Annotated in this window: 30 protein-coding genes; 7 read left to right on the top strand and 23 right to left on the bottom strand. The window is 64.8% G+C overall.

Annotated features, from left to right (window positions below):
* Positions 1–7: 7 nt before the first annotated feature.
* Complete coding sequence (locus J2W40_RS01370) at positions 8–439, top strand: RidA family protein (protein ID WP_310221364.1); 432 nt, start codon at positions 8–10, stop codon at positions 437–439.
* Here J2W40_RS01370 and J2W40_RS01365 read toward each other — a convergent pair.
* From J2W40_RS01365 to J2W40_RS01335, 7 genes are all read right to left on the bottom strand, one after another.
* Complete coding sequence (locus J2W40_RS01365; protein WP_310221362.1) at positions 432–611, bottom strand: Trm112 family protein; 180 nt, start codon at positions 609–611, stop codon at positions 432–434. The two genes, J2W40_RS01370 and J2W40_RS01365, sit on opposite strands and share 8 nt — an antisense overlap.
* Positions 608–1222, bottom strand: coding sequence for an LON peptidase substrate-binding domain-containing protein (locus tag J2W40_RS01360; protein WP_069065984.1), 615 nt, complete (start codon positions 1220–1222; stop codon positions 608–610). The genes J2W40_RS01365 and J2W40_RS01360 overlap by 4 nt, the downstream gene beginning before the upstream one ends.
* Complete coding sequence (locus tag J2W40_RS01355) at positions 1222–2133, bottom strand: tetratricopeptide repeat protein (protein ID WP_310221359.1); 912 nt, start codon at positions 2131–2133, stop codon at positions 1222–1224. Before J2W40_RS01355 ends, J2W40_RS01360 begins: the two co-directional genes overlap by 1 nt.
* An 86-nt stretch (positions 2134–2219) precedes the next feature.
* The gene (locus J2W40_RS01350) at positions 2220–3068 is read right to left on the bottom strand and encodes a MipA/OmpV family protein (protein WP_310221357.1); all 849 of its coding nucleotides are present in this window, start codon (positions 3066–3068) and stop codon (positions 2220–2222) included.
* An 84-nt stretch (positions 3069–3152) separates the two neighbouring features.
* On the bottom strand, positions 3153–3590 hold the full coding sequence (locus J2W40_RS01345) for a DUF2141 domain-containing protein (protein ID WP_310221355.1): 438 nt from the start codon (positions 3588–3590) through the stop codon (positions 3153–3155).
* Positions 3587–4318 (bottom strand): sterol desaturase family protein, encoded by a 732-nt coding sequence (locus tag J2W40_RS01340; protein ID WP_310221354.1) that lies wholly within the window; start codon positions 4316–4318, stop codon positions 3587–3589. The genes J2W40_RS01345 and J2W40_RS01340 overlap by 4 nt, the downstream gene beginning before the upstream one ends.
* Before the next feature lie 49 nt (positions 4319–4367).
* Positions 4368–5258: a prephenate dehydratase gene (locus J2W40_RS01335; protein ID WP_310221352.1), complete on the bottom strand. Its 891-nt coding sequence runs from the start codon at positions 5256–5258 to the stop codon at positions 4368–4370.
* A gap of 186 nt (positions 5259–5444) precedes the next feature.
* Here J2W40_RS01335 and J2W40_RS01330 point away from each other — a divergent pair, with 186 nt between their 5' ends.
* A complete protein-coding gene (locus tag J2W40_RS01330) occupies positions 5445–6056 on the top strand; it encodes a cytochrome c family protein (protein ID WP_310221350.1) in 612 nt (203 codons plus the stop codon).
* Between the two features lie 15 nt (positions 6057–6071).
* A complete protein-coding gene (locus J2W40_RS01325; RefSeq protein ID WP_310221347.1) occupies positions 6072–6683 on the top strand; it encodes a GNAT family N-acetyltransferase in 612 nt (203 codons plus the stop codon).
* A 15-nt stretch (positions 6684–6698) separates the two neighbouring features.
* On the opposite strand, the gene J2W40_RS01320 is transcribed toward J2W40_RS01325, so the two are convergent.
* Entirely contained in the window at positions 6699–8015 is a 1317-nt protein-coding gene (locus J2W40_RS01320; RefSeq protein WP_310221345.1) for a hemolysin family protein, read from the bottom strand.
* 149 nt (positions 8016–8164) lie between these two features.
* Here J2W40_RS01320 and J2W40_RS01315 point away from each other — a divergent pair, with 149 nt between their 5' ends.
* Positions 8165–8845, top strand: coding sequence for a YiaD family glycine zipper/OmpA-like lipoprotein (locus J2W40_RS01315; RefSeq protein ID WP_310221343.1), 681 nt, complete (start codon positions 8165–8167; stop codon positions 8843–8845).
* A 154-nt stretch (positions 8846–8999) separates the two neighbouring features.
* On the opposite strand, the gene J2W40_RS01310 is transcribed toward J2W40_RS01315, so the two are convergent.
* The 12 genes from J2W40_RS01310 to J2W40_RS01255 form a co-directional block, all read right to left on the bottom strand.
* Positions 9000–9620, bottom strand: coding sequence for a MarC family protein (locus J2W40_RS01310; protein WP_310221341.1), 621 nt, complete (start codon positions 9618–9620; stop codon positions 9000–9002).
* The gene (locus tag J2W40_RS01305) at positions 9617–10285 is read right to left on the bottom strand and encodes a Cif family virulence factor (RefSeq protein ID WP_310221339.1); all 669 of its coding nucleotides are present in this window, start codon (positions 10283–10285) and stop codon (positions 9617–9619) included. The genes J2W40_RS01310 and J2W40_RS01305 overlap by 4 nt, the downstream gene beginning before the upstream one ends.
* Entirely contained in the window at positions 10282–11175 is an 894-nt protein-coding gene (gene folD, locus J2W40_RS01300; protein WP_310221337.1) for a bifunctional methylenetetrahydrofolate dehydrogenase/methenyltetrahydrofolate cyclohydrolase FolD, read from the bottom strand. The genes J2W40_RS01305 and folD overlap by 4 nt, the downstream gene beginning before the upstream one ends.
* On the bottom strand, positions 11172–11498 hold the full coding sequence (locus J2W40_RS01295; RefSeq protein WP_476470231.1) for a DUF167 family protein: 327 nt from the start codon (positions 11496–11498) through the stop codon (positions 11172–11174). The genes folD and J2W40_RS01295 overlap by 4 nt, the downstream gene beginning before the upstream one ends.
* On the bottom strand, positions 11495–11809 hold the full coding sequence (locus tag J2W40_RS01290) for a YggT family protein (RefSeq protein WP_310221333.1): 315 nt from the start codon (positions 11807–11809) through the stop codon (positions 11495–11497). Before J2W40_RS01290 ends, J2W40_RS01295 begins: the two co-directional genes overlap by 4 nt.
* Before the next feature lie 99 nt (positions 11810–11908).
* Positions 11909–12472: a DUF1993 domain-containing protein gene (locus J2W40_RS01285; RefSeq protein WP_310221331.1), complete on the bottom strand. Its 564-nt coding sequence runs from the start codon at positions 12470–12472 to the stop codon at positions 11909–11911.
* A 17-nt stretch (positions 12473–12489) separates the two neighbouring features.
* A complete protein-coding gene (gene argB, locus J2W40_RS01280; protein WP_310221329.1) occupies positions 12490–13407 on the bottom strand; it encodes an acetylglutamate kinase in 918 nt (305 codons plus the stop codon).
* A 107-nt stretch (positions 13408–13514) separates the two neighbouring features.
* The gene (locus J2W40_RS01275; protein ID WP_310221327.1) at positions 13515–14189 is read right to left on the bottom strand and encodes a queuosine precursor transporter; all 675 of its coding nucleotides are present in this window, start codon (positions 14187–14189) and stop codon (positions 13515–13517) included.
* A gap of 46 nt (positions 14190–14235) precedes the next feature.
* The gene (locus J2W40_RS01270; RefSeq protein ID WP_310221326.1) at positions 14236–15750 is read right to left on the bottom strand and encodes a Ppx/GppA phosphatase family protein; all 1515 of its coding nucleotides are present in this window, start codon (positions 15748–15750) and stop codon (positions 14236–14238) included.
* Positions 15751–15755: 5 nt separating this feature from the next.
* Entirely contained in the window at positions 15756–17894 is a 2139-nt protein-coding gene (locus tag J2W40_RS01265) for an RNA degradosome polyphosphate kinase (protein WP_310221325.1), read from the bottom strand.
* Positions 17895–17897: 3 nt separating this feature from the next.
* Positions 17898–18536: a P-loop NTPase family protein gene (locus J2W40_RS01260; RefSeq protein ID WP_310221322.1), complete on the bottom strand. Its 639-nt coding sequence runs from the start codon at positions 18534–18536 to the stop codon at positions 17898–17900.
* The gene (locus tag J2W40_RS01255) at positions 18533–19831 is read right to left on the bottom strand and encodes a heavy-metal-associated domain-containing protein (protein ID WP_310221320.1); all 1299 of its coding nucleotides are present in this window, start codon (positions 19829–19831) and stop codon (positions 18533–18535) included. The genes J2W40_RS01260 and J2W40_RS01255 overlap by 4 nt, the downstream gene beginning before the upstream one ends.
* A gap of 131 nt (positions 19832–19962) precedes the next feature.
* On the opposite strand from J2W40_RS01255, the gene purM reads away from it, so the two are divergent.
* Both purM and purN read left to right on the top strand, forming a co-directional pair.
* Positions 19963–21057, top strand: a complete 1095-nt coding sequence (gene purM / locus J2W40_RS01250) for a phosphoribosylformylglycinamidine cyclo-ligase (RefSeq protein WP_310221318.1) — start codon at positions 19963–19965, stop codon at positions 21055–21057.
* 106 nt (positions 21058–21163) lie between these two features.
* Complete coding sequence (gene purN / locus J2W40_RS01245; protein WP_310221482.1) at positions 21164–22114, top strand: phosphoribosylglycinamide formyltransferase; 951 nt, start codon at positions 21164–21166, stop codon at positions 22112–22114.
* 595 nt (positions 22115–22709) lie between these two features.
* Here purN and fixJ read toward each other — a convergent pair.
* From fixJ to J2W40_RS01230, 3 genes are read right to left on the bottom strand one after another with little or no spacing between them, the layout of a single operon-like run.
* The gene (gene fixJ, locus J2W40_RS01240) at positions 22710–23333 is read right to left on the bottom strand and encodes a response regulator FixJ (protein WP_310221316.1); all 624 of its coding nucleotides are present in this window, start codon (positions 23331–23333) and stop codon (positions 22710–22712) included.
* Positions 23330–24481, bottom strand: a complete 1152-nt coding sequence (locus J2W40_RS01235; RefSeq protein WP_310221314.1) for a sensor histidine kinase — start codon at positions 24479–24481, stop codon at positions 23330–23332. The genes fixJ and J2W40_RS01235 overlap by 4 nt, the downstream gene beginning before the upstream one ends.
* A 20-nt stretch (positions 24482–24501) precedes the next feature.
* Complete coding sequence (locus J2W40_RS01230; RefSeq protein WP_310221312.1) at positions 24502–25317, bottom strand: universal stress protein; 816 nt, start codon at positions 25315–25317, stop codon at positions 24502–24504.
* A 115-nt stretch (positions 25318–25432) separates the two neighbouring features.
* Between J2W40_RS01230 and J2W40_RS01225 the strand changes: the two genes are divergently transcribed.
* Positions 25433–25795: a hypothetical protein gene (locus tag J2W40_RS01225; protein ID WP_037473292.1), complete on the top strand. Its 363-nt coding sequence runs from the start codon at positions 25433–25435 to the stop codon at positions 25793–25795.
* Positions 25796–25806 lie beyond the last annotated feature (11 nt).

Below are 25806 nucleotides of genomic sequence, written 5' to 3'. Positions count from 1 at the left end.
GAAACTGATGGTCCGCCTGATCCCCGCCGCCCTGCTGCTGGCTACGACGCCTGCGTTCGCGCAACCCGCCCCCGCTCCGCAGCCGATGCCCGCCAGCGTGCCCTTCTCCCCCGCGATCCGGGTGGGCGACATTCTCTATATGTCGGGGCAGATCGGTCAGGTGCCCGAAGGCATGGACGCACACAAAGAGGGTTTCGACGCGGCGGTCAGGGGTGCGATGGATGCGATTGGCGGCATCCTCAAGGATAATGGCCTCGACTATGGCGATGTCGTCAAATGCACGGTGATGCTGGACGACATGGCCGACTGGCCCCGCTTCAACGCCGCCTATACGCCCTATTTCGCGGGCAAACGCCTGCCCACCCGCAGCGCCTTCGGCGCGGACGGCCTGGCGCTCGGCGCGCCGCTGGAAGTGGAATGTATCGCGGCGTTCAAATAGCGCTGGCTTCCCGCGCCAACAGCACCGGGACGCCGTCGCGAACCGGATAGGCCAGGCCCGCGGCTTCCGAGACGAGCGCATTGCGGGCTGCGTCCCAGCGTAAGGGCGTGCGGGTTACCGGGCATACCAGCTTGGCAAATAGCCAGGGGTCGATCGGCGCATACTCGCTCACTGCATCGTTGCTCCGCCGTCGCGGTCTGCGCGGCCGACGATCTGCATGAGTTGGATGATCCGTTCGGAGCGTTCGGACAGCGTATCGGCTTCCAGCAAGGTCTGTTTGGCGGCGGGGTCGAACGGCGCGATCTGGGCGATGCCGTTGACCAGCGACGTGTCGTCCAGCCGCGACACGGCGGTCCAGTCCACCACATAGCCCAGCGCATCGGCAAAGCGCCGCGATTCCTGCTCCAATGCGGCGCGTTCGACCGCGTGCAGCACTTCATCTTCCTGCGGCGCCTGCTCGATGTCCGCTTCGATCTGGCGGAATTGCGTCGCCACCGGCAATTCGCGCACGAAGCGGAAGCGGGCGAGGCCGGTCAGGATGATGTTGAACCGCCCATCCTCCATCGCCTCGATATGGCTGACATGGCCCAGGCATCCCATGTCGAACAGCGAGGGCACCGGCCCGCCTTCGCGCGGCTGGATCATGCCGATGCGCCGGTCGCGCGCCATCGCGTCATGGATCAGCGCCCGATAGCGCGGCTCGAAAATATGCAGCGGCAGGTCCATGCCCGGCAGCAGCAAGGCGCCGGACAGGGGAAAAATAGAGACGCGCGCGAGGGGCATCAGGCGAAGAGGATCTGCGACAGCTTGCGACGCTGCGCGGATACCCACGGATCTTCCAGCCCGACGGCTTCGAAGATGGTGACGAGTTGCGCGCGCGCCGCGCCTTCGTTCCAGGTCCGGTCGCGCCGCACGATTTCCAGCAGCGCGTCGGCCGCCCCGTCGCGGTCGCCATTGGCCATCAGTCCGCCCGCGAGCTCAAACCGGGCTTCATGATCGTCGGGATCGGCCGCGACCTTCGCTTCGACCGCCGACAGGTCCGCCAATGGCTTGACGTCGCGTGCCAGCGCGATCGCCGCCCGCGCCTGATCGACCGGGCCGTGCCGGGCGATCTCGGCGGGCAAGGCCGCCAGCAGCGCTTCGGCCTCGTCCAACTGGCCCAACATCACCAGCGCCCGCGCTTGTCCTGCGACCACCTCGACCATGTCGGGGACCATTTGCGCGATCTGGGTGAACACCGACAAGGCGCGCTCGGCATCGCCCTCGGCCAGCAATTCCTCGCCCATGGCGATCAGCGGGGCAATTTCCTGCGCCTGCGACTTTTCTTCCGATTCGATCGGCAGTTGCGACAGCAATTGGTCAAGATATTGTTTGAGTGCGCCTTCGGTCCGCGCCTGGGTCAGGTCCGCGACGGGCTGGCCCTGGAACACGGCATAGACGGTCGGGATCGACTGGACCCGGAACTGGCTGGCGATGAAGCCATTTTCATCGACATTGACCTTGACCAGCTTGACGCCCTTGGCCGCATAATCGGCGCAGACCTTTTCGATGATCGGGGTCAGTTGCTTGCACGGGCCGCACCATTCGGCCCAGAAATCGACGATCACCAACTGGGTGCGCGACGGCTCCACCACGTCCTGGCGGAACGCCTCAATCGCCGCCTTGTCGGCCTCGCTCAATCCCAGGGTCGCCACGCTTCAATCTCCTGCCAATGCGGTGTGTCGCCGCCTCCATATATCGCCATATGGGGCGCGTCACCCTTTCCCCGCAAGACCGACTGTCAGAAGGTGTAGCCAATGCCAAGCGCGCCGACGAACTGGTTGCGCGATCCGGCGTCCGACACGATCGGCGAGTCGGCATATTTGCCGAGCATCCGCGAATAGCCGGCCAGACCGAAGAGCGCCCAACCCTTGCGCAGATCGCCCGACAGGGACTTGCCCGCCGTCAGGTTGGCGCTCATCCGCTTGAAGCCGGACCCGCGACCGGCACGGTCATAGACGTCGAGGCCACTGGCCAGGCTCTCCTGCGGCGTGATGTCGAAATAATAGCGGCCATATTTCTTGCCGACATAATCGGCCGAGAGGCTGAGGCCCGCGAAGGTGGTCATCGACAGCGGGGTGAAATATTCAACCGTCGGCGTGACGACATAACCGCCATGTGCGCCCGCCACATCCTTGGTCACGGCAACCCGCGCCGATATATTGTCATAGTCGCTGGTGATGACCCCGGTCTTGCCGATGCCGACAAAGGCACCGACCTCCACCGCGAGGTCGCGCTTGCCTAACAATTGCACGGCCTCATCCTTGATCTGCTTGCGGCTGGTCCGGTCAAGCCGGACGTTGACGATCGGCCCCAGTTCAAAATTCACGCTTGGTCCGATGGGGTCGGGGATCGCATCGACATAGAGCGACGTGCCGCGCGTCCAGAAGGCGTAATCATGCACTTTACCGCGGGCCTGCGCGATCGGCAGGACGCGATAATCGTCCGACCCTTCATAGCTGGGGATCATGGCGGCACCAGCCCCGATAGTCAGCGTGCTATGCTGTTCTTCATCTTGCGCCAGCGCGGGCACAGCAAGGGACAGGGTCGCGACGACCGTCGCGGCCAGAGAGCAGCGGAAAAATGGCATGAAAAACCCTGTCTTGATGTGCGTCAGGGCCTAGAATGTTTCGGGCTGGTTACAGGTTCCCGCCGATGCGACCAACCGATCGTGTCAAAGGAAATATTTGAGCTTGATATCCTGCTCCACCGGCGCACCTGCGACAGGGAAACTGGCCGACCGAAAACTGGGCGCGCCGAAACGCAGCACCGGGTTGCGCGAGAAGCCGACGCCTTCGCGCGGGATTCCGGCAAAAGTATCCAATTTGCCATTGCCATTTTCGTCATGGATGATGGCGATGGCATAGTGGCCCGGTGCCATCGCACCCAGCGCGACTGCTCCGCCTTGCGCCGGGACGGCGAAATGGCGTTTGTCGGGGTCCTGGGTGCAGTCGGGGAAATGTTCGGGCATCCGCGTGACGCACACTAATAGCTGCCCCTTGCCGGACCGCAGCCCTTCCACCGCCATGCTGACCGACTGGGGCTGGCTGAGCGGTGCCGCCCCGCTCAATCCCGCCAATGCGATGACAGCCATCGCCACCCGCCCGATCATGCGCGCGCCTTCGTCGTGAAATCGCCTAGCCCCTGGTCGGTGCCGCAAAGCCGGTCCCAAAAGCGGAAATAGAGGCCATAATTGCAATTATAGCGATCATGATGCCGCTGATGATGGGTTGCCGTGATCAGCCATCCGCCGATCGGGCCGCGTACCATCCAGCGCGGGAACATCTCCCACCCCATATGATTGCTGACCCCCATCACTGTCATGATCGTCAGCACGACACCGAGCGCACCGACATGGATGGGGATGAGGAACACCAGCGCCGGGATCACCACCGCGCCGGTCAGCGCTTCCCAGGGGTGGAAGCTCATCGCCGCCCAGGCCGTGGGCGGGCGGCTGGCATGATGCACCGCATGGGCGACGCGAAACAGCTTGGGTCGGTGCATCCAGCGATGGGTCCAGTAGAACCAGGTGTCATGCGCGGCGAGATAGAGCAGCACCGAGAGCGGCAGATACCAGAGCGGCATCGCCGCGACATCGGTGTAGATGCGCGTCCAGCCATGCGCCTGCCAGCCCCAGGCGACCACGCCCGCGGGTATGCCGTAGATGAGCGCGGAAGCCAGGGACCAGGCAATCTCCCGCCCCATCTGCTTTTCGAGGCCCCGATAGAGGCCCGGCTGGCGAATCCGGGTTGCGAGCGCAAAGCCCCCGCTCGCCAACAGATACCGCACGCCGACAATGGCGCTCATCGCCAGGGCGGACAAAAGAATAGCTGCGACCATGAAGCGCCTATAGGCGCGATTGCGCGCCTGCGAAAGCGTAAGCCTGCACTTAAGTGCGGGGGCGTGCCTGCCGATAGCTGCCCAGCACCCGCACCCATTTGGTGTGGAACTCCAGTTCGGCGAGCGCCCGGTCGACCGCCGGATCGCCCGGCATCCCTTCGATATCGCAGAAAAATTCGGTCGCGGCGAAGCTCGCTCCGCGCTGATAGCTTTCCAGCTTGGTCATATTGACGCCATTGGTCGCAAAGCCGCCCATCGCCTTATAGAGCGCGGCGGGGACATTCTTCACCTCGAACAAAAAGGTGGTCATGACCGGGCCGACATTGGCGATCGGCATTTTGGGTTCGCGCGCCAGAACCAGGAAGCGCGTCATATTATCGTCGCTGTCCTCGATATTCTCGGCGATCAGGCGCAGGCCGTAGAGTTCGGCGGCGAGATAGGGCGCGATCGCCCCTTCGCCGGGCGTCTTGCGCTCCGCCACCAGCGCCGCCGCGCCCGCCGTATCGGCATAGGCGACCGGCTGAATGCCGCGCTCGCGCAGATAGTGGCGGCATTGGCCGAGCGCCTGGGGATGGCTGATCGCGCTTTGCACGGGGCTATTGTCGGGTGCCATCAGGCAATGGCGGATGCGCAGGAAATATTCGTCGACGATTGCCAGCCCCGATTCGGGCAGCAGGAAATGCATGTCCGCAACCCGCCCATGCAGGCTGTTTTCGATCGGGATGATCGCGCGCGCGGCAAGGCCATTGCGCACTGCATCAATCGCGTCCTCGAACGCGAAACAAGGCAAGGGCACGCAATCGGGCGCATAACCCAAGGCGGCGAGGTGCGAATTGGCACCCGGCGCGCCTTGATAGGCGACGGCGCGGGCCGGATCGGCAGCGGCCTTGGCGGACAGGTCAGCAACGATCGTGCGGGCGGGGGCTGGATAGTTGTCCATGAGTGGGTGCGCGCTTAGGCCGTTGCCTGGCCGCACGCAAGCATCGGCGGGGCCGTACTCGGCCACCCTGGCATATTTCCCACGTCAACCCGGCTTGCACCTTGGCGTGTCCGCCATTATGGCAGCGCACAAGAGGGGGCGCGGAACATGGCCGCCCGAAAAGATACGCAAGGGAAATCGAGCGAAATGGGCGATCGTTTTAATACCGTAGCGGGCTGGGCACTGTTCGCGGGCATTATCGCACTGGGCGGCGCGATCGTCAGTTCCAAAATTTTCCATGACGAGCGGCCCGAAACCATGGGCTATGCGATCGAGGGCGTCGAAGCCGAGGGTGAAGGCGCCGTTGCCGGTCCTAGCCTCAACACCCTGCTCGCCGGTGCGGACGTCGCGGCGGGTGAAAAAGTATTCGCCAAATGCGCCGCCTGCCACACCGTCAACCAAGGCGGCGCGAACGGCATTGGTCCCAATCTTTGGGATTCGGTCGGCAAGGCGCATGGCCATGTCGCTGGCTTTGCCTATTCCGAAGCGCTCAAGTCGGTTCCGGGCAACTGGACGTTCGAGGCACTGGATAAGTGGCTGAAGAGCCCGCGTGAATATGCGCCCGGCACGAAGATGACCTTTGCTGGCCTTGGCAACCCCGTCGATCGCGCCAACCTGATCGCCTGGCTCAATACGCAGGGTTCCAACCTGCCCCTGCCCGCCGCCGATGCGGAGCCGGAAGCCGAAGGTGATAACGCCGCCGCAGCCGACAATGCCGCAAATGCAGCCGAGGCTCCGGCCGAGAACGCAGCCGAATAATTCGCCTCAGGCGGCATGATCCGTATCGAGGATCTGACAGGCGCGGCCCTAGGGGCCGCGCTTGATTCGCTCGCCGACCTGCGAATCACGGTATTTCGCGATTTTCCCTATCTCTATGATGGATCAGGTGCGGCGGGGCGCGCCTATGAACAGGATTATCTGACCGCCTATGCGCAAAGCCCCGGCGCGCTCATCGTCGGCGCATTTGCTGATGACGGCGGTGGCGAACGGCTGATCGGCGCGGCCACCGCCGCACCGATGGTCGATCACGCCCCCGAATTCGCCGCCCCCTTCCGCGCGCAGGGCATTGCCATCGACCAGGTTTATTATTTCGGCGAATCCGTGTTGCTGCCCCGATGGCGCGGCCATGGCATAGGCCATGCCTTCTTCGACCGGCGTGAGGCCAAGGCGCGTGCAGAGGGCTTCACGATCGCGGCCTTTTGCGCAGTGATCCGCCCCCCGGATCACCCCGCCCGTCCCGCCGACTATAGCCCGCTCGACCCCTTCTGGCGCAAGCGCGACTTTGCGCCCGTCGAGGGGCTGATCGCGCATTATGACTGGAAGGATGTGGGGGAAGCAGCGAACAGTGCCCATCCAATGCAGTTCTGGCTCAAGCATCTGGACTGACAGGTCAGCCCCCCCTCAGTAGGCCGCGACCAGCAGCTTGTCGATCTTGCGGCCATCCATGTCGACGATCTCGAAGCGCCAGCCCTGGTCCTCGATATAGTCACCGACTTCGGGCAGACGCTTCATTAGCCACAGGACATGGCCAGCGACGGTCGCATAGTCGCGGTCCTCCGACAGGTCGACGCCGATCCGCTCGGCCAGTTGGTCGATCGGCATCTGGCCCGATACCAACAGGCTGCCATCCTCCCGTTCGACCAGATCGGGTTCGTCGAACGCATCGCGGTCCGAGGCGAAGTGGCCCGCTATCGCCGACAGCAAGTCGGCCGGGGTCACAATCCCTTCAAAATGGCCATATTCGTCATGGACCATGACCATCGGCACATCCGACCGACGCAGCACTTCCAGCGCGTCCATGGCATCGACCTGATCGGGCACCACCTCCGCCTTGCGCATCAGTGCGCCGACATTGAGCGGTTCGCCCCGGAACAGCGCACTCATGATGTCGCGCGCCTGGACGATGCCGATAATATCCTCGACCGATCCGCGCCCCACCGGCAGCCTGGTATGCGGCGTTTCCAGCAGGCGCGCGCGAATCGTATCCTCGTCGGCAGCGATGTCGATCCAGTCGACATCCATCCGTTGCGTCATCACCTCGCGCACCGGCCGGTCGGCCAGCCGCACGACGCCCGAAATGATCGCCCGCTCGCTTTCCTCGATCACGCCCGATCTGGTCGCTTCGGCTACGATCAGGTGCAGTTCGTCGACCGTCACATGATGTTCCGATTCGCGGTCCATGCGCAGCAGCTTGAAGATCAGACTGCTCGATCCATCCAATATCCAGACGATGGGCGCGGTGATTTTCGACAGCCAGAACATCGGCGTCGCGACCACGATCGCGATCGCCTCCGGCGCGCGCAGCGCGAATTGCTTAGGCACCAGTTCGCCGACGATCAGCGAGGCATAGGTCGTCAGGCCGATCACCAGGGCAAAGCCCACCGTTGCCGAAACCGCAGCCGGCAGGCCCAGCGCGCGCAACTGCTCGCCCACCGGACCGCCCAGGCTGGCCCCCGAATAGGCACCTGTTCCGATACCGATGAGCGTGATGCCGATCTGGACCGTGGAAAGGAACTTGCCGGGATCGCTGGCCAGCGCCATCGCCATGGTCGCGCCCTTACGCCCCGCCTTTTCCAACCCCTGCAACCGGGGCTTGCGTGCCGATACGATGGCAAGCTCCGACATCGCAAAGACGCCGTTCAGCGCCACCAGCGCGAGGATGATGAACAGATCGGCCCAGGGAAAGGGCGTCGGATTGGGGAGGGGGATCGTGGCCATGGTGGTCGAAGAAAGGCTATACCCTCTATTCTTTCATTTGCACAACCATCCCATCATCATGAGTTCAGTTCGCTTGTGGAACAAAGACGGCTGCTCAGCGATTTGGGGGCATCCGCTCCAGAGGGCGATACGATAAGGGAAATAGTGTCATGAGGATTTCACACCGCATCATCGGGGCCGCCGGTTTGGCCGCCATGCTGGCGACCACCGCTTGCACCACGGACCCGAATACGGGCCAGCGCACGATCTCAAAGGCCGCAATCGGCGGTATCGGCGGCGCGTTGGGCGGCTATCTGTTGGGCGATCTGGTTGGCGGCCGCAACGACCGCACCGAAAAGATCCTGGGTGCGGGCATCGGCGCGGTCGCGGGTGCGGGCGTTGGCGCTTATATGGATGCGCAGGAACGCAAGTTGCGCGAGGACACCGCCGGCACCGGCGTCGATGTGATTCGCGATGGCGACGACCTGTTGCTGCGCATGCCGTCGGGCATCACCTTCGCCTATGACCGCGCAGACGTGCAGCCGCAGTTCCAACCGACGTTGAACGATGTCGCGTCGGTTCTGGCGCAATATCCCAAAACCTATATCGACGTGTTCGGCCATACCGACAGCGACGGGGCGGATGCCTATAACCAGACCCTGTCCGAGCGCCGCGCCCAGGCGGTGTCGAGCTATCTGGTGAGCCGTGGCGTCCAGTCTGCCCGCATGGGTACGCGCGGTTTCGGCGAGACCCAGCCGATCGCATCGAACGCGACCGAAGAAGGCAAGGCCGCCAATCGCCGGGTGGAGATCAAGATCTCGCCGGTGACCGAGGCTGACGTTCGGAGCTAAGCGGATACAAGCCCCTCCCTATCAGGGAGGGGGAAGGGGTGGGTGCGATTGCTCCTTCAGCAATCGCTGGCGCAGCCATTTTAGACCGCGCAGCGCTCGCTTCGCTCGCGACCCACCCCAACCCCTCCCTTAAAAGGGAGGGGCTTTATTTTCGTTAGAAACTCGCCTTCAGGCCGTCGATCACGAATTGGGCGGCGAGGGCGGCCAACAGCACACCAAGCAGCCGGGTGATCACGGCTTCGATCTTGCGGCCGAGCAGTGCCATTAGCGGGCCTGCCGCCAGCAGCGCGCCGAGCATCAGCGCTAGCGTCAACAGCACCGCGCCCAGCACGACCAGACGTTCGGTCATATCATGAGCGCGCGACATGAGCAGCATCACCGTGGCGATCGATCCTGGTCCCGCGATCATCGGCATGGCCATCGGGAAGACCGAGACATCCTCGACATGCGGCTCTTCGTCGGTGAGTTTCTGCGCCCGGTCCTCGCGCCGCTGGGTGCGTTTTTCGAAGACCATGTCCATGGCGATCATAAACAGCATGATGCCGCCCGCGATGCGGAAACTATCGAGTTCGATGCCCAGCACGCCGAGTAGTTGTTTACCCCACAAAGCGAAGACCAGCAGGATGGCCGCCGCGATGCCGACTGCGCGGATCGCCATGGCGCGCCGTTCGGCCGCGCTTGCCGCGCTGGTCAGGCTGGCATAAATGGGCGCGCAGCCCGGCGGGTCGATTACCACGAACAGGGTGACGAAGGCCGACAGGAATAATTCGATCATGATCCGGCCCCTACCCTGTCCGCTATGACGGCATCATAGCCGCTGCCATTCCATATTTGCACGGTGACGGTGCGACCGCCATCGGCGGCGACGTCAGCGCTCCAGAGCAGGCTGTCGTCGGGCGGCGGCGGCAGGTCGTTCTTGCCCGGCTTTCCGCCCGGCGGCGGTCCTTCGGGGCGCTGTGGCCGTTTGCAGGTCGCGACCTTGCCGGTCAGAAATTCGGGCGCGGCGCGGGGGCTGGCGAGCGGGGCGCGATGATCGAAGATCCATTTCCACGCCCCCTTCTTGTCGCGTCGCCAGATCGTGGTGAAATAACCGACCGACCCGTCGGTCGTGCTCCAGTTGCCGGTGCTGGCGGCCAGATTGCCATCGCAGCCGACATAGACGATCGAAGGGGACCAGCTGATCGGTGCGGGCGGGTCAGTGCGGCCCTTGAGCCAATCCTTCGCCAGCACCCGTTGCGGCACGGCCATCACCGCGTCATCGGCGGCGGTGTCGCGAAAGGCGGTCCATTGCCCCTTTTGCCTGGCCAGCCGGTTGAAGGCGATTTCGGCGGCGATCACCGAACTGGGGTCGGGCTGAAAGCGCAGCGGCGGGCGGGCGGCGACTGGCACCGCGAGCAGCGCCAGCGCGCTGAGCGTCAGGAGAGCGGCGCGCGCCCTCACAAGCCCTCCGGCTTGGGCAGCCCCGCGCGGGCATGGGCGGCGACCAGCGTGTTGCGCAGCAGCACCGCGATCGTCATCGGGCCGACGCCGCCGGGGACGGGCGTGATCGCGCGGACATGGGCGAGCGCTTCGGCAGTGGCGACGTCGCCGACGATCCGGCTCTTGCCATCCTCGGTATCGGTCACGCGGTTGATGCCGACGTCGATCACCGTCGCGCCGGGCTTGATCCATTCGCCCTTGACCATTTCGGCCCGGCCGACGGCGGCAACGACGATGTCGGCGCGGTGGACGATGCTGGCGAGGTCGCGGGTGCGGCTGTGCGCGATGGTGACGGTGCAGCTTTCGGCGAGCAGCAACTGCGCCATCGGCTTGCCGACGATATTGGAGCGGCCGACCACGACCGCCTCCAGCCCCGACAGGTCGCCCAGCTCATCCTTCAGGAGCATGATGCAGCCCATCGGCGTGCAGGGGACCAGCGCCTCCTGCCCCGTCGCCAGTCGGCCCGCATTGACGACATGGAAGCCATCGACATCCTTGGCCGGGTCGATCGCGGCGATGACGCTGGATTCGTCGATGTGGCTAGGGAGCGGCAACTGAACGAGGATGCCGTCGATGCGGTCGTCCTGGTTGAGTTCCGCGATCAGGTCGAGCAGGTCGTCCTGGCCGATGGTAACCGGGCGCTTGAACTCATAGCTTTCCATGCCGACCGCGACGGTCATCTTGCCCTTGGACCGGACGTAGACGCTGCTGGCCGGATCTTCGCCCACCAGTACGACCGCGAGCCCCGGCTTGCGCCCCGCCTGCGCGGTGAAGGCGGCGACACCCTCGGCCACCGTGTCGCGCAGCCCCGCCGCATAAGCCTTGCCGTCGATGATCTTGCCGATGGTCATGTCGCTTGCACCCATATGTCGATGATGGCGGTGAGGCGCGCAGCCGCGTGCGCCCCATCCCGTATTCGCAGCCGCTTTAGCCGGTTGGTGTCGCCCGATTCCAGTAAAATCGCGCTTTTGGGCCAATCGAGCGCCTTGGCCAGCAGCGCGATCAGCGCGCTATTGGCGCGGCCCTTTTCGGGCACGGCGCGCACGCGGGCGCAGAGCCAGCCCGCGCCCTTCTCGTCCGTCCAGCCGCCGCCGATTGCATCCTTCGCCGCGCCCGGCGTCAGCCGGACGGCAAGCAACAGATCGTCGCCCGCCAGCGACCAGACCGCGGTCAGATCGCCGCGCGCATCAGCGCCGCGAACAGATTTTCGCGCACTGGCCCCTGCAGGATGATCACCGCGAGCAACACGACCATCGGCGACAGGTCGAGCATCCCCAAATCCGGCAGTATCTTGCGCACCGGACGGTAAAGCGGCTCGGTCATGCGATCGAGCGCGTAGAGGCCGTTGCGCACATATTCGTTGGAGGTGTTGATGACGTTGAAGGCGATCAGCCAGCTCAGCACCGCCTGGACGATGATGATCCACCACACCGCTTCCAGCACGATATAGACGATGCCGTTAAGGGCGTTCAGAAGTTCTAGCACGCTGTTGGCCTTCCATGCTGCGTCGCCGCATATCTAGTCTCGCGGCCATCCTGCCACAAGCGCTGCGCGACGCTTATTCGAGCAATATACGGCCCAGGGTCAACCCTGGGGCATCGTCCCCGGCCGAAGATAGGCAAACATGTGCGGCACATAATCCGCCTTGCCAAGGTCCACCTTCTGCGCCCGCAGGATCGCATAGGCGGTCATCAGGTGAAAATAAAATTGGGGCAAGACCCAGTCCCGCGCATATTGCTCGGCGGTCAGGTCAAAGATCATGCCGTTGGGCAAGGCGTGGGCAACCATCCTGTCGGCACCATCCAGTGCATCGGGGGGCAGAGCCTCCAGTAGCGCCACGGTCTGCGTAATCCGGTCCCTGGCATCTGCCAGCGAACCCGGCTGCTCCCCGGCATTGCGCCCTTCCTCCAAAAGCTGATCGCGCGCAGCGGAAAAGGCCTCTCCCCGCAGACGGGCGATGGCTTCATGCGCCTGGACGCAAGCGAAGCGGATCTGGGTCGATAGGGGAAACATATCCGGTGCCAGGCGCGCGGACAGCAGCACCTGCGCATCGTCGGCTGGCAGTTGCGCCTGCGCCTTGTCCAGCCAGGCGGACAGCGTGCCGAGCATCTGCCGGAAGGAAGGCACGAGAAGTTGCGTCAGCGACATGGACAAACGCTCCTCTATCAATTGCGGATCAGCGTGCCTGCGCCGCGCCGGGTGAAGATTTCGAGCAGCATCGCATGGGGCACGCGGCCGTCGAGGATGACTGCGGCGTCCACCCCGCCCTCGACCGCGCGGACACAGGTTTCGAGCTTGGGAATCATGCCGCCGCTGATCGTGCCATCCTGTTGCAACACCTCGATCGCCTGCGGGTCGAGGTCGGTCAGGAGGTTCTTGTCCTTGTCCAGCACGCCCGCGACATCGGTCAGCAGGAAGAAGCGCGATGCGCCGAGTTCGGCAGCGATCGCGCCCGCCATCGTGTCGGCATTGACGTTGTAGGTATGGCCATCCGCGCCGATGCCGACGGGGGCGACCACGGGGATGATGCCGTCCTGCGTCAGCGTGTCGAGGATGCGGCGGTCGACCTTTACCGGGTCGCCGACGAAGCCCAGATCGACATTGCGCTCAATCCCCGAATTGGGGTCGGCCTCGCGCTTGCCCAACACTTTTTCGCAGAGGATGAGGTTACCGTCCTTGCCCGAAATGCCGACGGCACGGCCGCCAGCCCCGGCGATCCAGCCGACGATTTCCTTGTTGATGGAGCCGGCCAGCACCATCTCGGCGATCTTGGCGGTTTCGGCGTCGGTGACGCGCAGGCCGCCGACGAACTCCGATTCGACGCCCAATTTCTTGAGCATCGCGCCGATCTGTGGCCCGCCGCCATGGACGACGACGACATTGATGCCGACCGCCTTCATCAGCACCACATCCTCGGCGAAGTCGCGCGCCGCTTCGGGGTCGCCCATGGCGTGGCCGCCATATTTGACGACGAAGGTCTTGCCCGCATAGCGCTGCATATAGGGCAGCGCTTCGACCAGGGTTTCGGCCTTGGCGAGGAGCGCGGGATCGGGGGCGTGATTGCTGTTCATGCGCGGGCGCATAAGCCCTAAGCGGGGCTATCGCAAGGCCGGGACCGTACAGCGACCCGGACAAGGGTCGCGTGTTTTTCGATTTTGATTAGTTAGCTAACTAATCGAAGTTCAACCCCTCAGGCGCGATCGAGCCGCCGTCCAAGGCCGACCAGCAGATAGATGACCGGCGGGACGAGCAGCGCGGACAGCACGACCTTGGCCAGAATCTGCCCCATCAGCAGTTCGCCGATTGGGTATTTGCCGTAAAAGGCGATCGACACGAACAGCAGGGTATCGACGATCTGCGACAAAATACTGGCGACCGCCGCGCGCAGCCAGAGCATCCGGCTGCCTGCCTGTCCCTTTAATGCCGCAAACAGCGTGACGTTGAGCGTCTGCGAAATGCCATAGGCGATGATGCCGCCGAGCCAGATGCGCGGCGTGCCGCCCATCATCCTAGCAAAGGCCTCCGCACTAGCCGGGTCCATGTCGCTGGCCGCGGGGACGGACAGAACGATGATGGTTAGCAGGATCGACGCGATGAGCGGGAGGAAGCCGATCTGCACCAGCCGGTTGGCGACGGCGCGGCCATGGAGTTCGGCCACCGCGCTGGAAATCGTCACCAGCAGCAGAAAGGCGAAAATGCCCGCCTCCACCGCCAGCGGCCCCAGCCCGACCATAGGTCCAAGCGCGGAAATCGGACCCAGCGTCACCTGCTTATTGCCCAGCACGCCCGCGATGCAGACCATGCCACCATAAAAGATCGCGAAGGAAAAGAGCGAGCGGCTGATCGGCGCGGAAGAGGTGGTCATCGTCGGCACTTAGCCATATTTGCGAGGTGGGGGAAGATGGCGCGGATCAGGTGGTCAGTTGATATTTGAGGCCCATCGCCTGCGCCAGGTTACGCAAGCGCCGCTCCACCGCCTCGCCAAACAGTTCCGCGTCCTCCTGTTGCAGCGACAGGGTGAGCAGGTCGCCCGCCCGCCCCAGCCGCGACAGGGTGAGCGGCCCTTCGACACCGCCCGACAGACGTTGGGCAAGCCGGATTGCGAGGCCCCAGAGCGCGGCATGGCGCAAGGCTTCTGATGACGCCAGTTGATCGACACCGATCGGCGTGGACAGGCCACCGCCGAAATTGCTGTGCAGCGCCTGCGCCAGCATCGCGCGTTCCGCAGCGGTGATGCCGACCCAATTGCTGTGCAACGCGATTTCCACCCCCCGCTCGGCGCGGAAGTCGGGATTGGCGCGCCAGCCGACATCGGCCAGCAGGCAGGCTGCACGGCGGATGCGCCGCAGATCGGGGCCGTCCTGCGGGAAGATGGGCGCGATCCAGCGTTCGATGCGGTCGCCATGGCCGCGGAAGCGCGACTGCGCCTCCCCTTCCGCCTCGGCCGCGACCAGCAGGGGATCATCCTGCCGGATGTCGGCGGGCAGATCTTCGTAGAGCAGCCCTTCGCGCAGGCCATAGGCCGACACGATCAGGCGGCTCGACCGCAATTGCCGTACCACGACCGACAGCAAGGCAGCGGCGTTGGGCAGGGTCGGAATACGCGACCCGCTCATCGCCGGGATGCTCTTGAGCCGGGCGCGGCCGACATGCGACACAATGCGGGTCAATTGTTCGGCGCGGGCGGCGGTCATTTCATATTGATGGACGACCGGCAGCGGGAAATTGGTCAATTGCATGTCGAAGCGCGCCAGCGCCCGCCACGATCCGCCGACCAGATAGAAGGGCAGGTCCGGTTCCGGCTGCCAGCCCGCCTTCTCCATCATCGTCTTGACGCGCCGTTCGAGTGCGCCCGGCCCCTTCGCGCGGATTTCCGGCAAGCGCAGCACACCCAGGGGCAGCGATATCGTCTGTTCGACCGCGCCATTGCGAATCCGCGCCAGTTCGAGGCTGCCGCCGCCCAGATCGCCGACGATGCCGTCCGCGCCAGGAATGCCCGACAACACGCCCATGGCCGCACCGATCGCCTCCTGCGCGCCCGTCAATATTTCGACGGTGAGGCCCATGGCGGCGGCACGGGCGATAAATTCATCGCCATTGGTCGCGTCGCGCACCGCCGCCGTGGCGACGCAGCGAATATGGGCGACCTTCATATCCTGGCAGAGATGGGCGAAACGGCCGATCGCGCGCAGGCCGCGCTCCATCGGCTCTTCCTCGATCCGCCCGGTCCGAGCGAGCGACGCGCCCAGCCCCGCCATCACCTTTTCATTGAACAGGATGAAGGGTAGCCGCCGTGGCCCGTCATAGACGACGAGGCGCACGCTGTTGGAACCGATGTCGATGATCGCCGTACGCGCGTTCGCGGGCTGGGGCGAGGTCGCCATGGTCTGGGCAGCGGCACGGACCCGGCTGAGCATCGAGTTCATGCGCGTCAAACCCGCCCGCGCAGGCGCAAGGTCGGCACCGCTTCGTTGTCGAGCGCGGCGCCACGGCCCGAAAGCGACGGGTTGGTCATGAAATAGCGGTGCAGGTTGAACGGCTTTTCGCCCGCATCGACGCGGGTATAATGGCCTTCGCTATCCAGTTCCCAGCTTTGTTCGGTGTCGATGAGGTTGGCGACCATCACCTGGTCGAGAATCTGGTCATGGACGGTGGGATTTTCGATCGGTGCCATAAATTCGACGCGCCGGTCGAAGTTGCGCGGCATCCAGTCGGCCGAGCTGATATAGACTTTCGCGCCATTATTGGGCAGCGCATTGCCGTTGCCGAACACCGCGATACGGCTATGTTCCAGGAAGCGGCCGACGACCGATTTCACCCGGATATTGTCGGACATGCCGGGAACGCCGGGCCGCAGGCAGCATATGCCGCGCACGATCAGGTCGATCTGCACGCCCGCATTGCTGGCGGCGTAGAGTTTTTCGATCAACACGGGATCGACCAGCGAGTTCATCTTGGCCCAGATGGTGCCGGGCCGTCCGGCGCGGCTATGCTCAATCTCGTCATCGACCAGCGCGCAGAGGCGATCGCGCAGGTCGCGCGGCGACATGACCAGCTTTTCCAGCCGCTTGGGTTCGACATAGCCGGTGATGTAATTGAACAGCGCGGCGGCATCGCGGCTATAGGCCGGATCAGCCGTGAAAAAGCTGAGATCGGTATAGATGCGCGCGGTGATCGGGTGATAATTGCCCGTGCCGAAATGGCAGTAGCTGCGAAACTGCTCGCCCTCGCGCCGGATCACCATCGAAATCTTGGCGTGGGTCTTCCAGTCGATGAAGCCATAGACGACCTGCACCCCGGCGCGTTCGAGCGCGTCGGCCCACAGGATATTCTGTTCCTCGTCGAAGCGGGCCTTGAGTTCGACCACGGCGGTCACGGACTTGCCCGCCTCCGCCGCGTCGATCAGCGCGCGGATGATCGCCGATTGCTTGCCCGCGCGGTAGAGGGTCTGCTTGATCGCCACCACATCGGGGTCGACCGCCGCCTGTTTCAGGAAAGAAACGACGACGTCGAACGCCTCATAGGGATGGTGGACGACAATGTCCTTGGCGCGGATCGCGGCGAAGCAATCGCCGCCATATTCGCGGATGCGTTCGGGAAAGCGTGGCGCATAGGGTTCGAATTTGAGGTCGGGTCGGTCCTCGTCAACGATGCCGGACAGGTCGCCGATGCCGACAAACCCCTCGACCTCGGCAATCATCGCCTCATGCCCCTGGATCATGTCCTGGAGCATTTCCTCGACCGGCTCAGGAATACGCTCTTCTATCTCCATGCGAATGACGCGGCCGCGGCGGCGGCGCTTGATCGCGCTGCGGAAGTGGCGGACCAGATCTTCAGCCTCTTCCTCGATTTCAATGTCGCTGTCGCGGATGATGCGGAACACGCCGCTGTTGCGCACCTGATAGCCGGGGAAGAGATCGCCCGAAAAGCGCCGCACCACCGCCTCCAGCGCGATATAGCGAGCGGTCGGGCCGGGCACGCGCACGAAGCGGGCGAGCGTGGCGGGGATCATCACCAATTCGCGGATCGGTTGCTTGTCCGACAGGCGCAGCAGGTCGAACACGATCGACAGGCCCTGATTGGGGATGAAGGGAAAGGGATGCGCCGGATCAAGCGCCTGAGGCGTCAGGATTGGGAAGATTTGGGTGAGGAAATGATCGCGCAGCCAGGCTTCGCTCAGCGCGTCCATCGGGCTGGTCGGGCCGACCACCTCGATCCCGACCTGCGCCAGTTCGCCATGCAATATGCCCCAGACCTTTTGCTGCGCCATCATCAGCCGCGTCGTTTCAGCGGCGATCGCGGCGAGCTGCTGCCCGGCGGTCAGCCCGTCGACCGAGCGCAGGTCAACATCCTGCAACTGCTGCCCCTTCAGCCCTGCAACGCGGACGGAGAAAAATTCGTCCAGGTTCGCGCCGGAGATGGACAGGAAGCGCAGCCGTTCCAGCAAGGGATGGGCGCGGTTCATCGCTTCCTCCAGCACCCGCTGGTTGAAGGCGAGCCAGGAGAGTTCGCGGTTGAAATAGCGGTCGCCATGCAGCGACAGGCTGGGTGTAAGATCGGCTTCGGCCACGGATTACTCGCGGTTGGCGGTGGAAGGATCGGGCGGCACTATAGGCAGAAATCCGGCAGCTTGCAGAGCCTCTTTCGCCAGTGCGGTGGAAATCTTACGACCAGATGACAGCGCCGCCGCGTCGAGCAGGCGGGTGACGGCGTCGATCGCGCCATAGCTACGCTCAATCCGGCGCAATAGCCAGTCGGGCAGGTCCGCCGCATAGCCCGCCCCGGCGCGGTCGAAGGCGCGGGCGATCAGGGCGCGGGCGAGCGGCTCGTCGGGTTCGGCAATGGCGACATGGGGCGCCGCCGCGAGGCGGGAGCGCAGGTCGGGCAAGGCGACGGTCCAGGTGGAAGGCGGGGCCAGCCCCACCAGCAGCAGCGGTCGCCGGTCGGTCTGCGCGGCGTTCCAAGCGTGGAACAGGCGATGTTCGTCCTGCCCCTGCGCATCGTCGATGATCGTGCCGCCGCTCATCCGCGCGAAATGGCGGGCGAGCGTCGAGCGCCCGGATCGCGGCGGGCCGGTCAGGACGCTGACCGACAGCGGCCAGTCGCGCCAGCGCTCCAGATGGGTGACGGCCTGGGCATTGGCCTCGCTGACCAGGAAGTCCCCGTCGCGCGCATCGCCATGCCAGTCAAAGGGCAGGCTGATCTGGCTCATTGCGGAGCGGGAGCAGGTCCGCCCGACCCGGCCGGTGCCTGACGCCGGACGATCCGCAAGGTCGTGCCGGAGGCAGCGACGGTGTAGCCGCGCGCCTGAAGCCCGGTGCGCAGCATGTCCATCGTGCCTTCGAACCGGACCTGCATGACCGAGGTACCGCCCAACGCGAGACTGCTGGTCGTAGCCGACCGGACGCCCGGCACCGCGCGCACCGATGCCTCGCCCTGTGTCACTGATCCGACATCGGGCGTGTCGAACTGGATCGTGAAGCTCGCGCCGCTGGGCGCGACCGGGGGTAATTCGCTCGTCTCGACGATCGTTTCGCTGACAGTCTCCAGTTCCAGCGTCGCCGGATCGACCGGCTCCTCGATGATGAGCGAGGGGTCGGGCCGCAGGCGGCCATCATTGAGCGCGCGGATATAGAGTTCGTCGATCCGCCGCGCGCCTTCGTCCAGCATCTTGGGCAAGCCGCTGTCGTTCGAGGCGCGTAGGGTGACGCTGCCGATCAGGCTGTTGTCGGGGCCATAGCGGGCGGTGAAGGTGCCGGTTACCGGGCCACCGGGATAGGCGCGATCGAGCCGCGCGATCGGGATTACCACATCGGCCGCGCCATATTGGTCGAGCAGGACGCGCCACCACAGCCGCCCGCGCCGTCCGGTCTGGCCGGCATTGAGCAGAATCGGGTCGGCGATCGACCCGGCGACGCGGACATAGTCGATCGCGCTGTCGCCGGTGCGATAGCGCGCCCAGGCCTTTTGCCATTCATTGGTGCGTTCATAGGAGACGGCCGATCCGCCATCCCACAGCACAGGAATGACCAGCAGAGGCGGCGAGCGCATGACATTGCCTGAAACGCCCAGCAACTGTCCGGTGCGCGCGCGGTCGAACAATATGGTCAGTGTCGCGACATAGCGGGTCGGCCCGACCTGTTCATAATCAATCTCGATGCCCGATACCATCGCCTCGATCTGCGAATCGGACAGGGACGGCGCCCCGGCGCCGCTATGGGTGCGGCTCCACAGCATCCGCCAAGCCTGCCGCTGGGCCATGCGCCAGCCGGCATAGCGGGCGCTGTCGGCATCCTTGGCGACGACATCGACCTTGACCCCCGGCACCTCGAAATCGCCGCCGCTGGCAATCGGCGGGACGCCGCGCTCCCCCTCCATCTGCGCGAACAGCGACGCCGCCGCAATGCCGAGCGCGATGGCGAACAGGATCTGCACCGGGCGCGACAGCGCGCGCAGGGCTGCGCCGGGTGATAGGGACAGGCGGGAGAAGGTCTGGGCAAGGCTCACGCGCGCCCTTTTGGCGGGATTTGCCCTATATGCCAAGCGCCAACCTTCACCCCTCCTGCCGTTCGGCCCGTTACAGGGGGTCAATGATGGAAGGTTCCGTTTTCGCATCGATTGCTCTAGGGGCGTCTGCCATGACCGATACCGAATCCTACAGTTACGCCAAGGCTGGCGTCGACATCGCCGCCGGCAATGCGCTGGTGCGCGCCATCGCCCCCCTGGCCAAGGCCACCCGCCGCCCCGGCGCGGACGCCGACCTTGGCGGCTTTGGCGGCTTTTTCGACCTCAAGGCGGCGGGCTTTACCGATCCGCTGCTGGTCGCGGCCAATGATGGCGTGGGCACGAAGCTGAAGCTGGCGATCGACCATGACCGCCATGATGGCGTGGGCATCGACCTGGTCGCCATGTGCGCCAACGACCTGATCGTGCAGGGGGCCGAGCCGCTTTTCTTCCTGGATTATTACGCCACCGGCAAGCTGGAGAGCGGCGTAGCCGAGCGCGTGATCGCTGGGATCGCCGAGGGCTGCCGGATTGCGGGCTGCGCGCTGATCGGCGGCGAAACCGCCGAAATGCCGGGCATGTATGCGCCGGGCGACTATGACCTCGCGGGCTTTTGCGTCGGCGCGGTCGAACGGACCAAGGTGCTGACCGGCAACCGGGTGAAGGCGGGCGACGTGCTGCTGGGCATCGCTTCCTCCGGGGTTCATTCCAACGGCTTCTCGCTGGTCCGTCGCCTCGCCGCCGACAAGGGCTGGAAGCTCGATCGTCCGGCGATCTTCGACAATGAAGTGCTGCTGATCGACGCGCTGATGGCGCCGACGCGCATTTATGTGAAGAGCCTGCTGCCGCTGGTGCGCGCGGGCATGGTCAATGCGCTGGCGCATATCACCGGCGGCGGCTTGCTCGAAAACATCCCCCGCGTGCTGCCCGACGGCTGTCATGCGATGGTCGATGCCGACACCTGGGAACAGCCGCGGCTGATGGCCTTCCTCCAGGCGCAGGGGCATATTGAGCCGGCGGAGATGGCGCGTACCTTCAACTGCGGCATCGGCATGGTGCTGGCCGTGGACGAAGCCCATGTCGCGGGCGTCACCACGTCGCTGGCCGCGGCGGGCGAAAGCGTCCACCGCATCGGCGTGGTGCATGCGGGCGACAAGGGCTGCACCGTGCGCGGTTCGACCGAGACATGGAGCGCGAAGGCCGACTGGTCGGCGACGCATCTGGGGTAAGATAAGGCAAATTTGCTCCGTTCGGGCTGAGCCCGTCGAAGCCCTGTTCTTTCTTTTAAGAAAAGTAAGGCCCTTCGACAGGCTCAGGGCGAACGGAGTTAGAATGATGGCTAAAGCCAAAGTCGGCGTCCTGATTTCCGGGCGCGGGTCCAATATGGCGGCGCTGCTTTATGCCGCCAAAGCCGATGATTGCCCCTATGAGATCGTGCTGGTCGCCGCCAATGATCCGGATGCACCGGGGCTGAAACTCGCCGCCGCCGAAGGAATCGCGACCTTTGGCCAGAGTCACAAGGGCTTGAAGCGGGCCGATTTCGACCAGATCATCAATGCGCAATTGCGCGCGGCGGGCGCGCACTATGTCGCGCTGGCGGGCTATATGCGGCTCTTGTCACCCGAGTTCGTCGCGGGATGGGAAGAGCGGATGCTCAACATCCACCCCAGCCTGCTACCCAAATATAAGGGGCTGGACACGCATCAACGCGCGATTGATGCGGGCGACAGCCATACGGGCTGTTCGGTGCATATCGTGACGGCCGCGCTGGATGACGGGCCGGTGCTCGGCCAGACGCCGGTCGCGATCCTGCCCGATGACGATGCCGATACGCTGGCCGCCCGTACGCTGATTGCGGAGCATCAGCTTTACAGCCGCACCCTCGCCGCCTTTGTGAGCCGCGAGCGCCACCCCGACTGGCTGTTGAACAAGGTCCGCGAAAGCGCGCTGGCCTTGCCGCAGGCGGACGAGATCCTCTCGCATGGCATGCCCTGCTTCGGCATCGTCAAAGGCAAGAAGTTCGCCTATTTCACGCGCGACCATCATGGTGACGGCATTATCGCGCTGCTGGTCAAAACCACCGCGCCGGAGGAACAGGCCAGCCTGATCGAAGCCGATCCGGCACGCTATTACCGCCCCGCCTATTTCGGCACCGACTGGGTCGGCATTCGCCTGGATCTGGGCGATACGGACTGGGAGCATATCGCGGAACGGCTGCGCGCGAGCTGGCGGCAGGTTGCGTCGAAGAAGTTGCTGGGGCTGATGGATATTGCGGAAGCATTTTAGGGGGTTTGCGTTTTTAGGGCGGGCGGGGCGCCGAGAGTTGGGGTTGCGTAGCAGACCCTTGATCGCAGCGGCGTGGGCCAACGCACCGTCGCGCAAGCCCACCCCCTAACCCCCTCCCGCCTGCGGGAGGGGGGACAGGCCCTGCTTTTGGTCGCTACGGAACGGGATACTGCCAACATTGGGTGACTTCACCCGTCATGCCAGCGGAATTGGTTGAAAATGGACGCTGACATCCCACATCGTTACGAAGCCTGGGTGTATCCGACGATGAACCAAATCGCTGGAACGGCGTAGATCCCACCCAACAGCCAACGCCTTCTCATAATGGCGAAACTTATCACGAAAGGCGCGGTAATAGCCCAAGCCCCGCCTAGCAAAATCAAAAAGCCTGCAGCGTCCATTGACGGATGATAATAGACCTGCGGCGCGCGTACAAATGGTCGTTTTTAGTCATCCTCCCCTTGTAGGGGAGGTGGCAGGGCGTAGCCCTGACGGAGGGGTGTCACCGTCTCGATAGCGGAACACCCCTCCACCGGCTTCGCCGGTCCCCCTCCCCTTCCAGGGGAGGATTTTAGGGCAGACGCCGTCGATCAGCTTATGCCGCCGGTGCGCCCTCGACAGCGTGGAAGGCGATGCGGAGGGCTTCGGCTAGGCTTCGCACTTCCAGTTTCTGCATCAGGTTCGCGCGGTGGATTTCGACGGTGCGGGGGCTGATGCCCAGGTCATAGGCGATGGTCTTGTTGGGCAGGCCTTCGACCAGTCCGTCCAGCACTTCGCGTTCGCGGTCGGTCAGGATGTTGAGCCGGGCCTGTGCTTCCTGCGCCCGTGCGCCCAGGCCGCGTGTGGCGATGGATTGTTTGCGGGCCGATTCGATGCAGGCGAGCAGGGTCGCCTTTTCGAACGGCTTTTCGATGAAATCGCTTGCCCCCGCCTTCATCGCCGCGACAGCCATGTCGATGTCGCCATGGCCGGTCATGATGATGACCGGCAGCATGACGCCGCGCGCGCGCAATTCGCGCTGCACCTCCAGCCCGTCCATGTCGGGCATCCGCACATCGAGCAGGACGCAGCCGGGGGCCAGCGTGGCGGCGGCCTTCAGGAAGGGCAGCCCGCCTTCGAAGACCTGCACGCCAAAGCCGCTGGTCTTGAGCAGGAAGGAGAGCGAGCGGCGGATCGCTTCGTCATCATCCACGACATAGAGGGGGTAGGGTTCGCTCATGACTCGTCGTCCGCCCGGTCCAAAGTGAAATGAAAGGCGGTGCCGCCCCATTGCGAGGGCGTGGCCCAGATGCGCCCGCCATGGCCTTCGACGATCGTCTGGCTGATCGACAGGCCAACCCCCATACCATTGGCCTTGGTGGTGGTGAAGGGGGTGAAGAGCGTGCGCGACATGGCGGGATCAAGGCCGGGACCGCTGTCGGCGACGACCACCTCCACCTTGCCATCGTCGGCGGGCGCGGCGCTGAGGCGCAGGATGCGGGCCGGGCTGTCGTGCATCGCGTCCACCGCATTGCGGACGAGGTTGATGATGACCTGCTGTAACTGCACGCGATTGGCCAGCACCCGGTCGACCTGCCGATCGACCTGCACGTCCATGTCGATGCCCCGGCTGTCGGTGCCGATGAAGGCCAGCGCTGCGCCCTCGGCCAGCAGGCCGCGCAGCGGTTCGGGTTGGCGCAGGGTTTCGCCGCGCTTGATAAATTCGCGCAGCGATCGGATGATCTCGCCCGCGCGCAGCGCCTGGCGCGCGCTTTCGTCCATCGCTTCGCCCAGCATGGCGCGGTCGAGGTCGCCGGGGGCGGCGAGCAGGTCGCGGCCGGCCTCCATATAATTGGCAATGGCGGTCAGGGGCTGATTGAGTTCATGCGCCAATGCGGAGGCGAGCGTGCCCATCGCCGTAACGCGCCCGGCATGGGCGAGTTCGGCTTGCAAATCAGCGACGCGCCGTTCGGCCTGTTGTCGTTCGGTCAGGTCGCGGATGAAGCCGGTGAAGAGGCGCTGGCCCTGGTCATTCACTTCGCCGACCGACAATTCGATGGGAAAGGTCGACCCGTCGCGCCGCCGCGCGGCAGTCAGACGGCCGATGCCGATGATCCGCTTTTCGCCAGTGTCGATATAATTGCCGATATAGCCGTCATGCCGCTCCCGATCCGGGGACGGCATCAGCATCGAGATATTTTCGCCCAGAACGTCGGTTTCGGCATATTGGAACATGCGCTGCGCCGCCGCACTGAACGACACGATGCGCCCGCGCATGTCGATGACGATCAGCGCATCGGGAATGGTCGCCAGGATCGACCCCAGCAAAGCCTGTTCCAGACTGTGCGCGTCGGTCAGCGCATCGCTTTCATCATCCGCTACAGCCATGCGCCGACCATGGCCCCCTTTTAGTGCGCCAGCAAGAGGGGCACGCGCGTATCGCGCAGCATGGCGCGGGTCACGCCGCCGAACACCAGTTCGCGCCAGCGGCTGTGGCCGAATGCGCCCATGACCACCCAGTCTGCCGCCAGCGTGCCGATCGCCTCTTGCAGCGCCACGTCGACCGCCCGGCCCTTGCGCGGCCAGCTATGCAGTTGCGCCTTGATGCCGTGGCGGGCGAGATATTCGGGCGCGGCGGTCGAGGGGAATTCGGCCTTGTCGGCTTCCTCGACGGACACGATCTCCACCGCCTGCGCCCGTTGCAACAGCGGAACGGCAGCGCGCAGGGCGGCGCAGGATTCGGGCGACCCGTCCCAGGCGATCAGCGCGGTGCCAGTGACGGCAAAACCCTTGCACGCCTGCGGCACGGCCAGCACTGGCGTCCGCCCGCCCAGCGCCAGGTCGGCGACGATCGGCAAGGGATCGGACAGGTGAACTCGCCCGCCTTCGGGCAGGGTCGCGACGATCGCGTCGCTCAGCCGCGCGGCGGAGAGCAGGCCCGCGACGCTGTCGCCGTCGATCTGACGCCAGTCCCAAGCGATATCCTCCTGCCCCAACCGCGCCTCCATCTTGGTGCGATAGGCTTCGTCAATCTCATGCAGTTCGGCCGCGATCGAGGGGGCATAGCCCGCGCCGCCATAGACATCGGCCGCGACCAGATCGGGCAGCGGGGTCACCTGGACGCAATGGACATGGGCATTACAGGCGCGGGCGAGGTCGCAGGCGGCCTGCAGGCGGCTGTCCGCGCCGACATCATCATGAATATGCAGCAGGATCGATTTCATCGCACGTCTCCCGGCAGGGTTTATCGCCCCTTGATGGCTAGGCGTCCCCCGGCGCGCGCACCATCAGGGATAGTCCTTATAGAATTTTCTGCGCCTAAATCCGATTCACTCCAGCATGACGTGGACCACGATACGCCTGGAGCTGGCCAGTTCCCCTGCTTTTCCCAAAGGGTCGGTGGCGCGCAGCTATGTGCTGCGGTTGCCGCTGGGAGAGGATGGCGTGATCGACGAACCGGCCTATCGCGCCCACCCCGAACTGGCGACGGTGCGGCGTTTCTGGCCCAACGAACCCGACCGGCACGGCAGCCTGTTGCGCACGGCCGAGGGCTGGGCGCTGGCCTATGCGCCGGGCAAGGAGGATGACGAACGGCTGTTCCGGCTGGATGCGCAAGCGATCCGGGCGGGCAATATGATCACCCTGATCGAACCCGATGGCGCTGCCCTGCCCTTCCTGGTGAAGGCATTGGCGGCGGCCTGAATGCAAAAGGA

The organism is Sphingobium xenophagum, from assembly GCF_031457465.1.
GTDB lineage: Bacteria > Pseudomonadota > Alphaproteobacteria > Sphingomonadales > Sphingomonadaceae > Sphingobium > Sphingobium xenophagum_A.
The sequence above is the reverse complement of the archived record's forward strand: the minus strand, read 5'-3'. Positions and strand labels throughout refer to the sequence as shown.

Coding starts and splice junctions, on each gene's coding strand:
- J2W40_RS01370 (WP_310221364.1), top strand. CDS start 8: ATGGTCCGCCTGATCCCCGCCGCCCTGCTGCTGGCTACGACGCCTGCG.
- J2W40_RS01360 (WP_069065984.1), bottom strand. CDS start 1,222: ATGCCCCTCGCGCGCGTCTCTATTTTTCCCCTGTCCGGCGCCTTGCTG.
- J2W40_RS01350 (WP_310221357.1), bottom strand. CDS start 3,068: ATGCCATTTTTCCGCTGCTCTCTGGCCGCGACGGTCGTCGCGACCCTG.
- J2W40_RS01345 (WP_310221355.1), bottom strand. CDS start 3,590: ATGATCGGGCGGGTGGCGATGGCTGTCATCGCATTGGCGGGATTGAGC.
- J2W40_RS01340 (WP_310221354.1), bottom strand. CDS start 4,318: ATGGTCGCAGCTATTCTTTTGTCCGCCCTGGCGATGAGCGCCATTGTC.
- J2W40_RS01335 (WP_310221352.1), bottom strand. CDS start 5,258: ATGGACAACTATCCAGCCCCCGCCCGCACGATCGTTGCTGACCTGTCC.
- J2W40_RS01330 (WP_310221350.1), top strand. CDS start 5,445: ATGGGCGATCGTTTTAATACCGTAGCGGGCTGGGCACTGTTCGCGGGC.
- J2W40_RS01325 (WP_310221347.1), top strand. CDS start 6,072: ATGATCCGTATCGAGGATCTGACAGGCGCGGCCCTAGGGGCCGCGCTT.
- J2W40_RS01320 (WP_310221345.1), bottom strand. CDS start 8,015: ATGGCCACGATCCCCCTCCCCAATCCGACGCCCTTTCCCTGGGCCGAT.
- J2W40_RS01315 (WP_310221343.1), top strand. CDS start 8,165: ATGAGGATTTCACACCGCATCATCGGGGCCGCCGGTTTGGCCGCCATG.
- J2W40_RS01310 (WP_310221341.1), bottom strand. CDS start 9,620: ATGATCGAATTATTCCTGTCGGCCTTCGTCACCCTGTTCGTGGTAATC.
- folD (WP_310221337.1), bottom strand. CDS start 11,175: ATGACCATCGGCAAGATCATCGACGGCAAGGCTTATGCGGCGGGGCTG.
- J2W40_RS01285 (WP_310221331.1), bottom strand. CDS start 12,472: ATGTCGCTGACGCAACTTCTCGTGCCTTCCTTCCGGCAGATGCTCGGC.
- argB (WP_310221329.1), bottom strand. CDS start 13,407: ATGCGCCCGCGCATGAACAGCAATCACGCCCCCGATCCCGCGCTCCTC.
- J2W40_RS01275 (WP_310221327.1), bottom strand. CDS start 14,189: ATGACCACCTCTTCCGCGCCGATCAGCCGCTCGCTCTTTTCCTTCGCG.
- J2W40_RS01270 (WP_310221326.1), bottom strand. CDS start 15,750: ATGAACTCGATGCTCAGCCGGGTCCGTGCCGCTGCCCAGACCATGGCG.
- J2W40_RS01260 (WP_310221322.1), bottom strand. CDS start 18,536: ATGAGCCAGATCAGCCTGCCCTTTGACTGGCATGGCGATGCGCGCGAC.
- purM (WP_310221318.1), top strand. CDS start 19,963: ATGACCGATACCGAATCCTACAGTTACGCCAAGGCTGGCGTCGACATC.
- purN (WP_310221482.1), top strand. CDS start 21,164: ATGGCTAAAGCCAAAGTCGGCGTCCTGATTTCCGGGCGCGGGTCCAAT.
- fixJ (WP_310221316.1), bottom strand. CDS start 23,333: ATGAGCGAACCCTACCCCCTCTATGTCGTGGATGATGACGAAGCGATC.
- J2W40_RS01235 (WP_310221314.1), bottom strand. CDS start 24,481: ATGGCTGTAGCGGATGATGAAAGCGATGCGCTGACCGACGCGCACAGT.
- J2W40_RS01230 (WP_310221312.1), bottom strand. CDS start 25,317: ATGAAATCGATCCTGCTGCATATTCATGATGATGTCGGCGCGGACAGC.
- J2W40_RS01225 (WP_037473292.1), top strand. CDS start 25,433: ATGACGTGGACCACGATACGCCTGGAGCTGGCCAGTTCCCCTGCTTTT.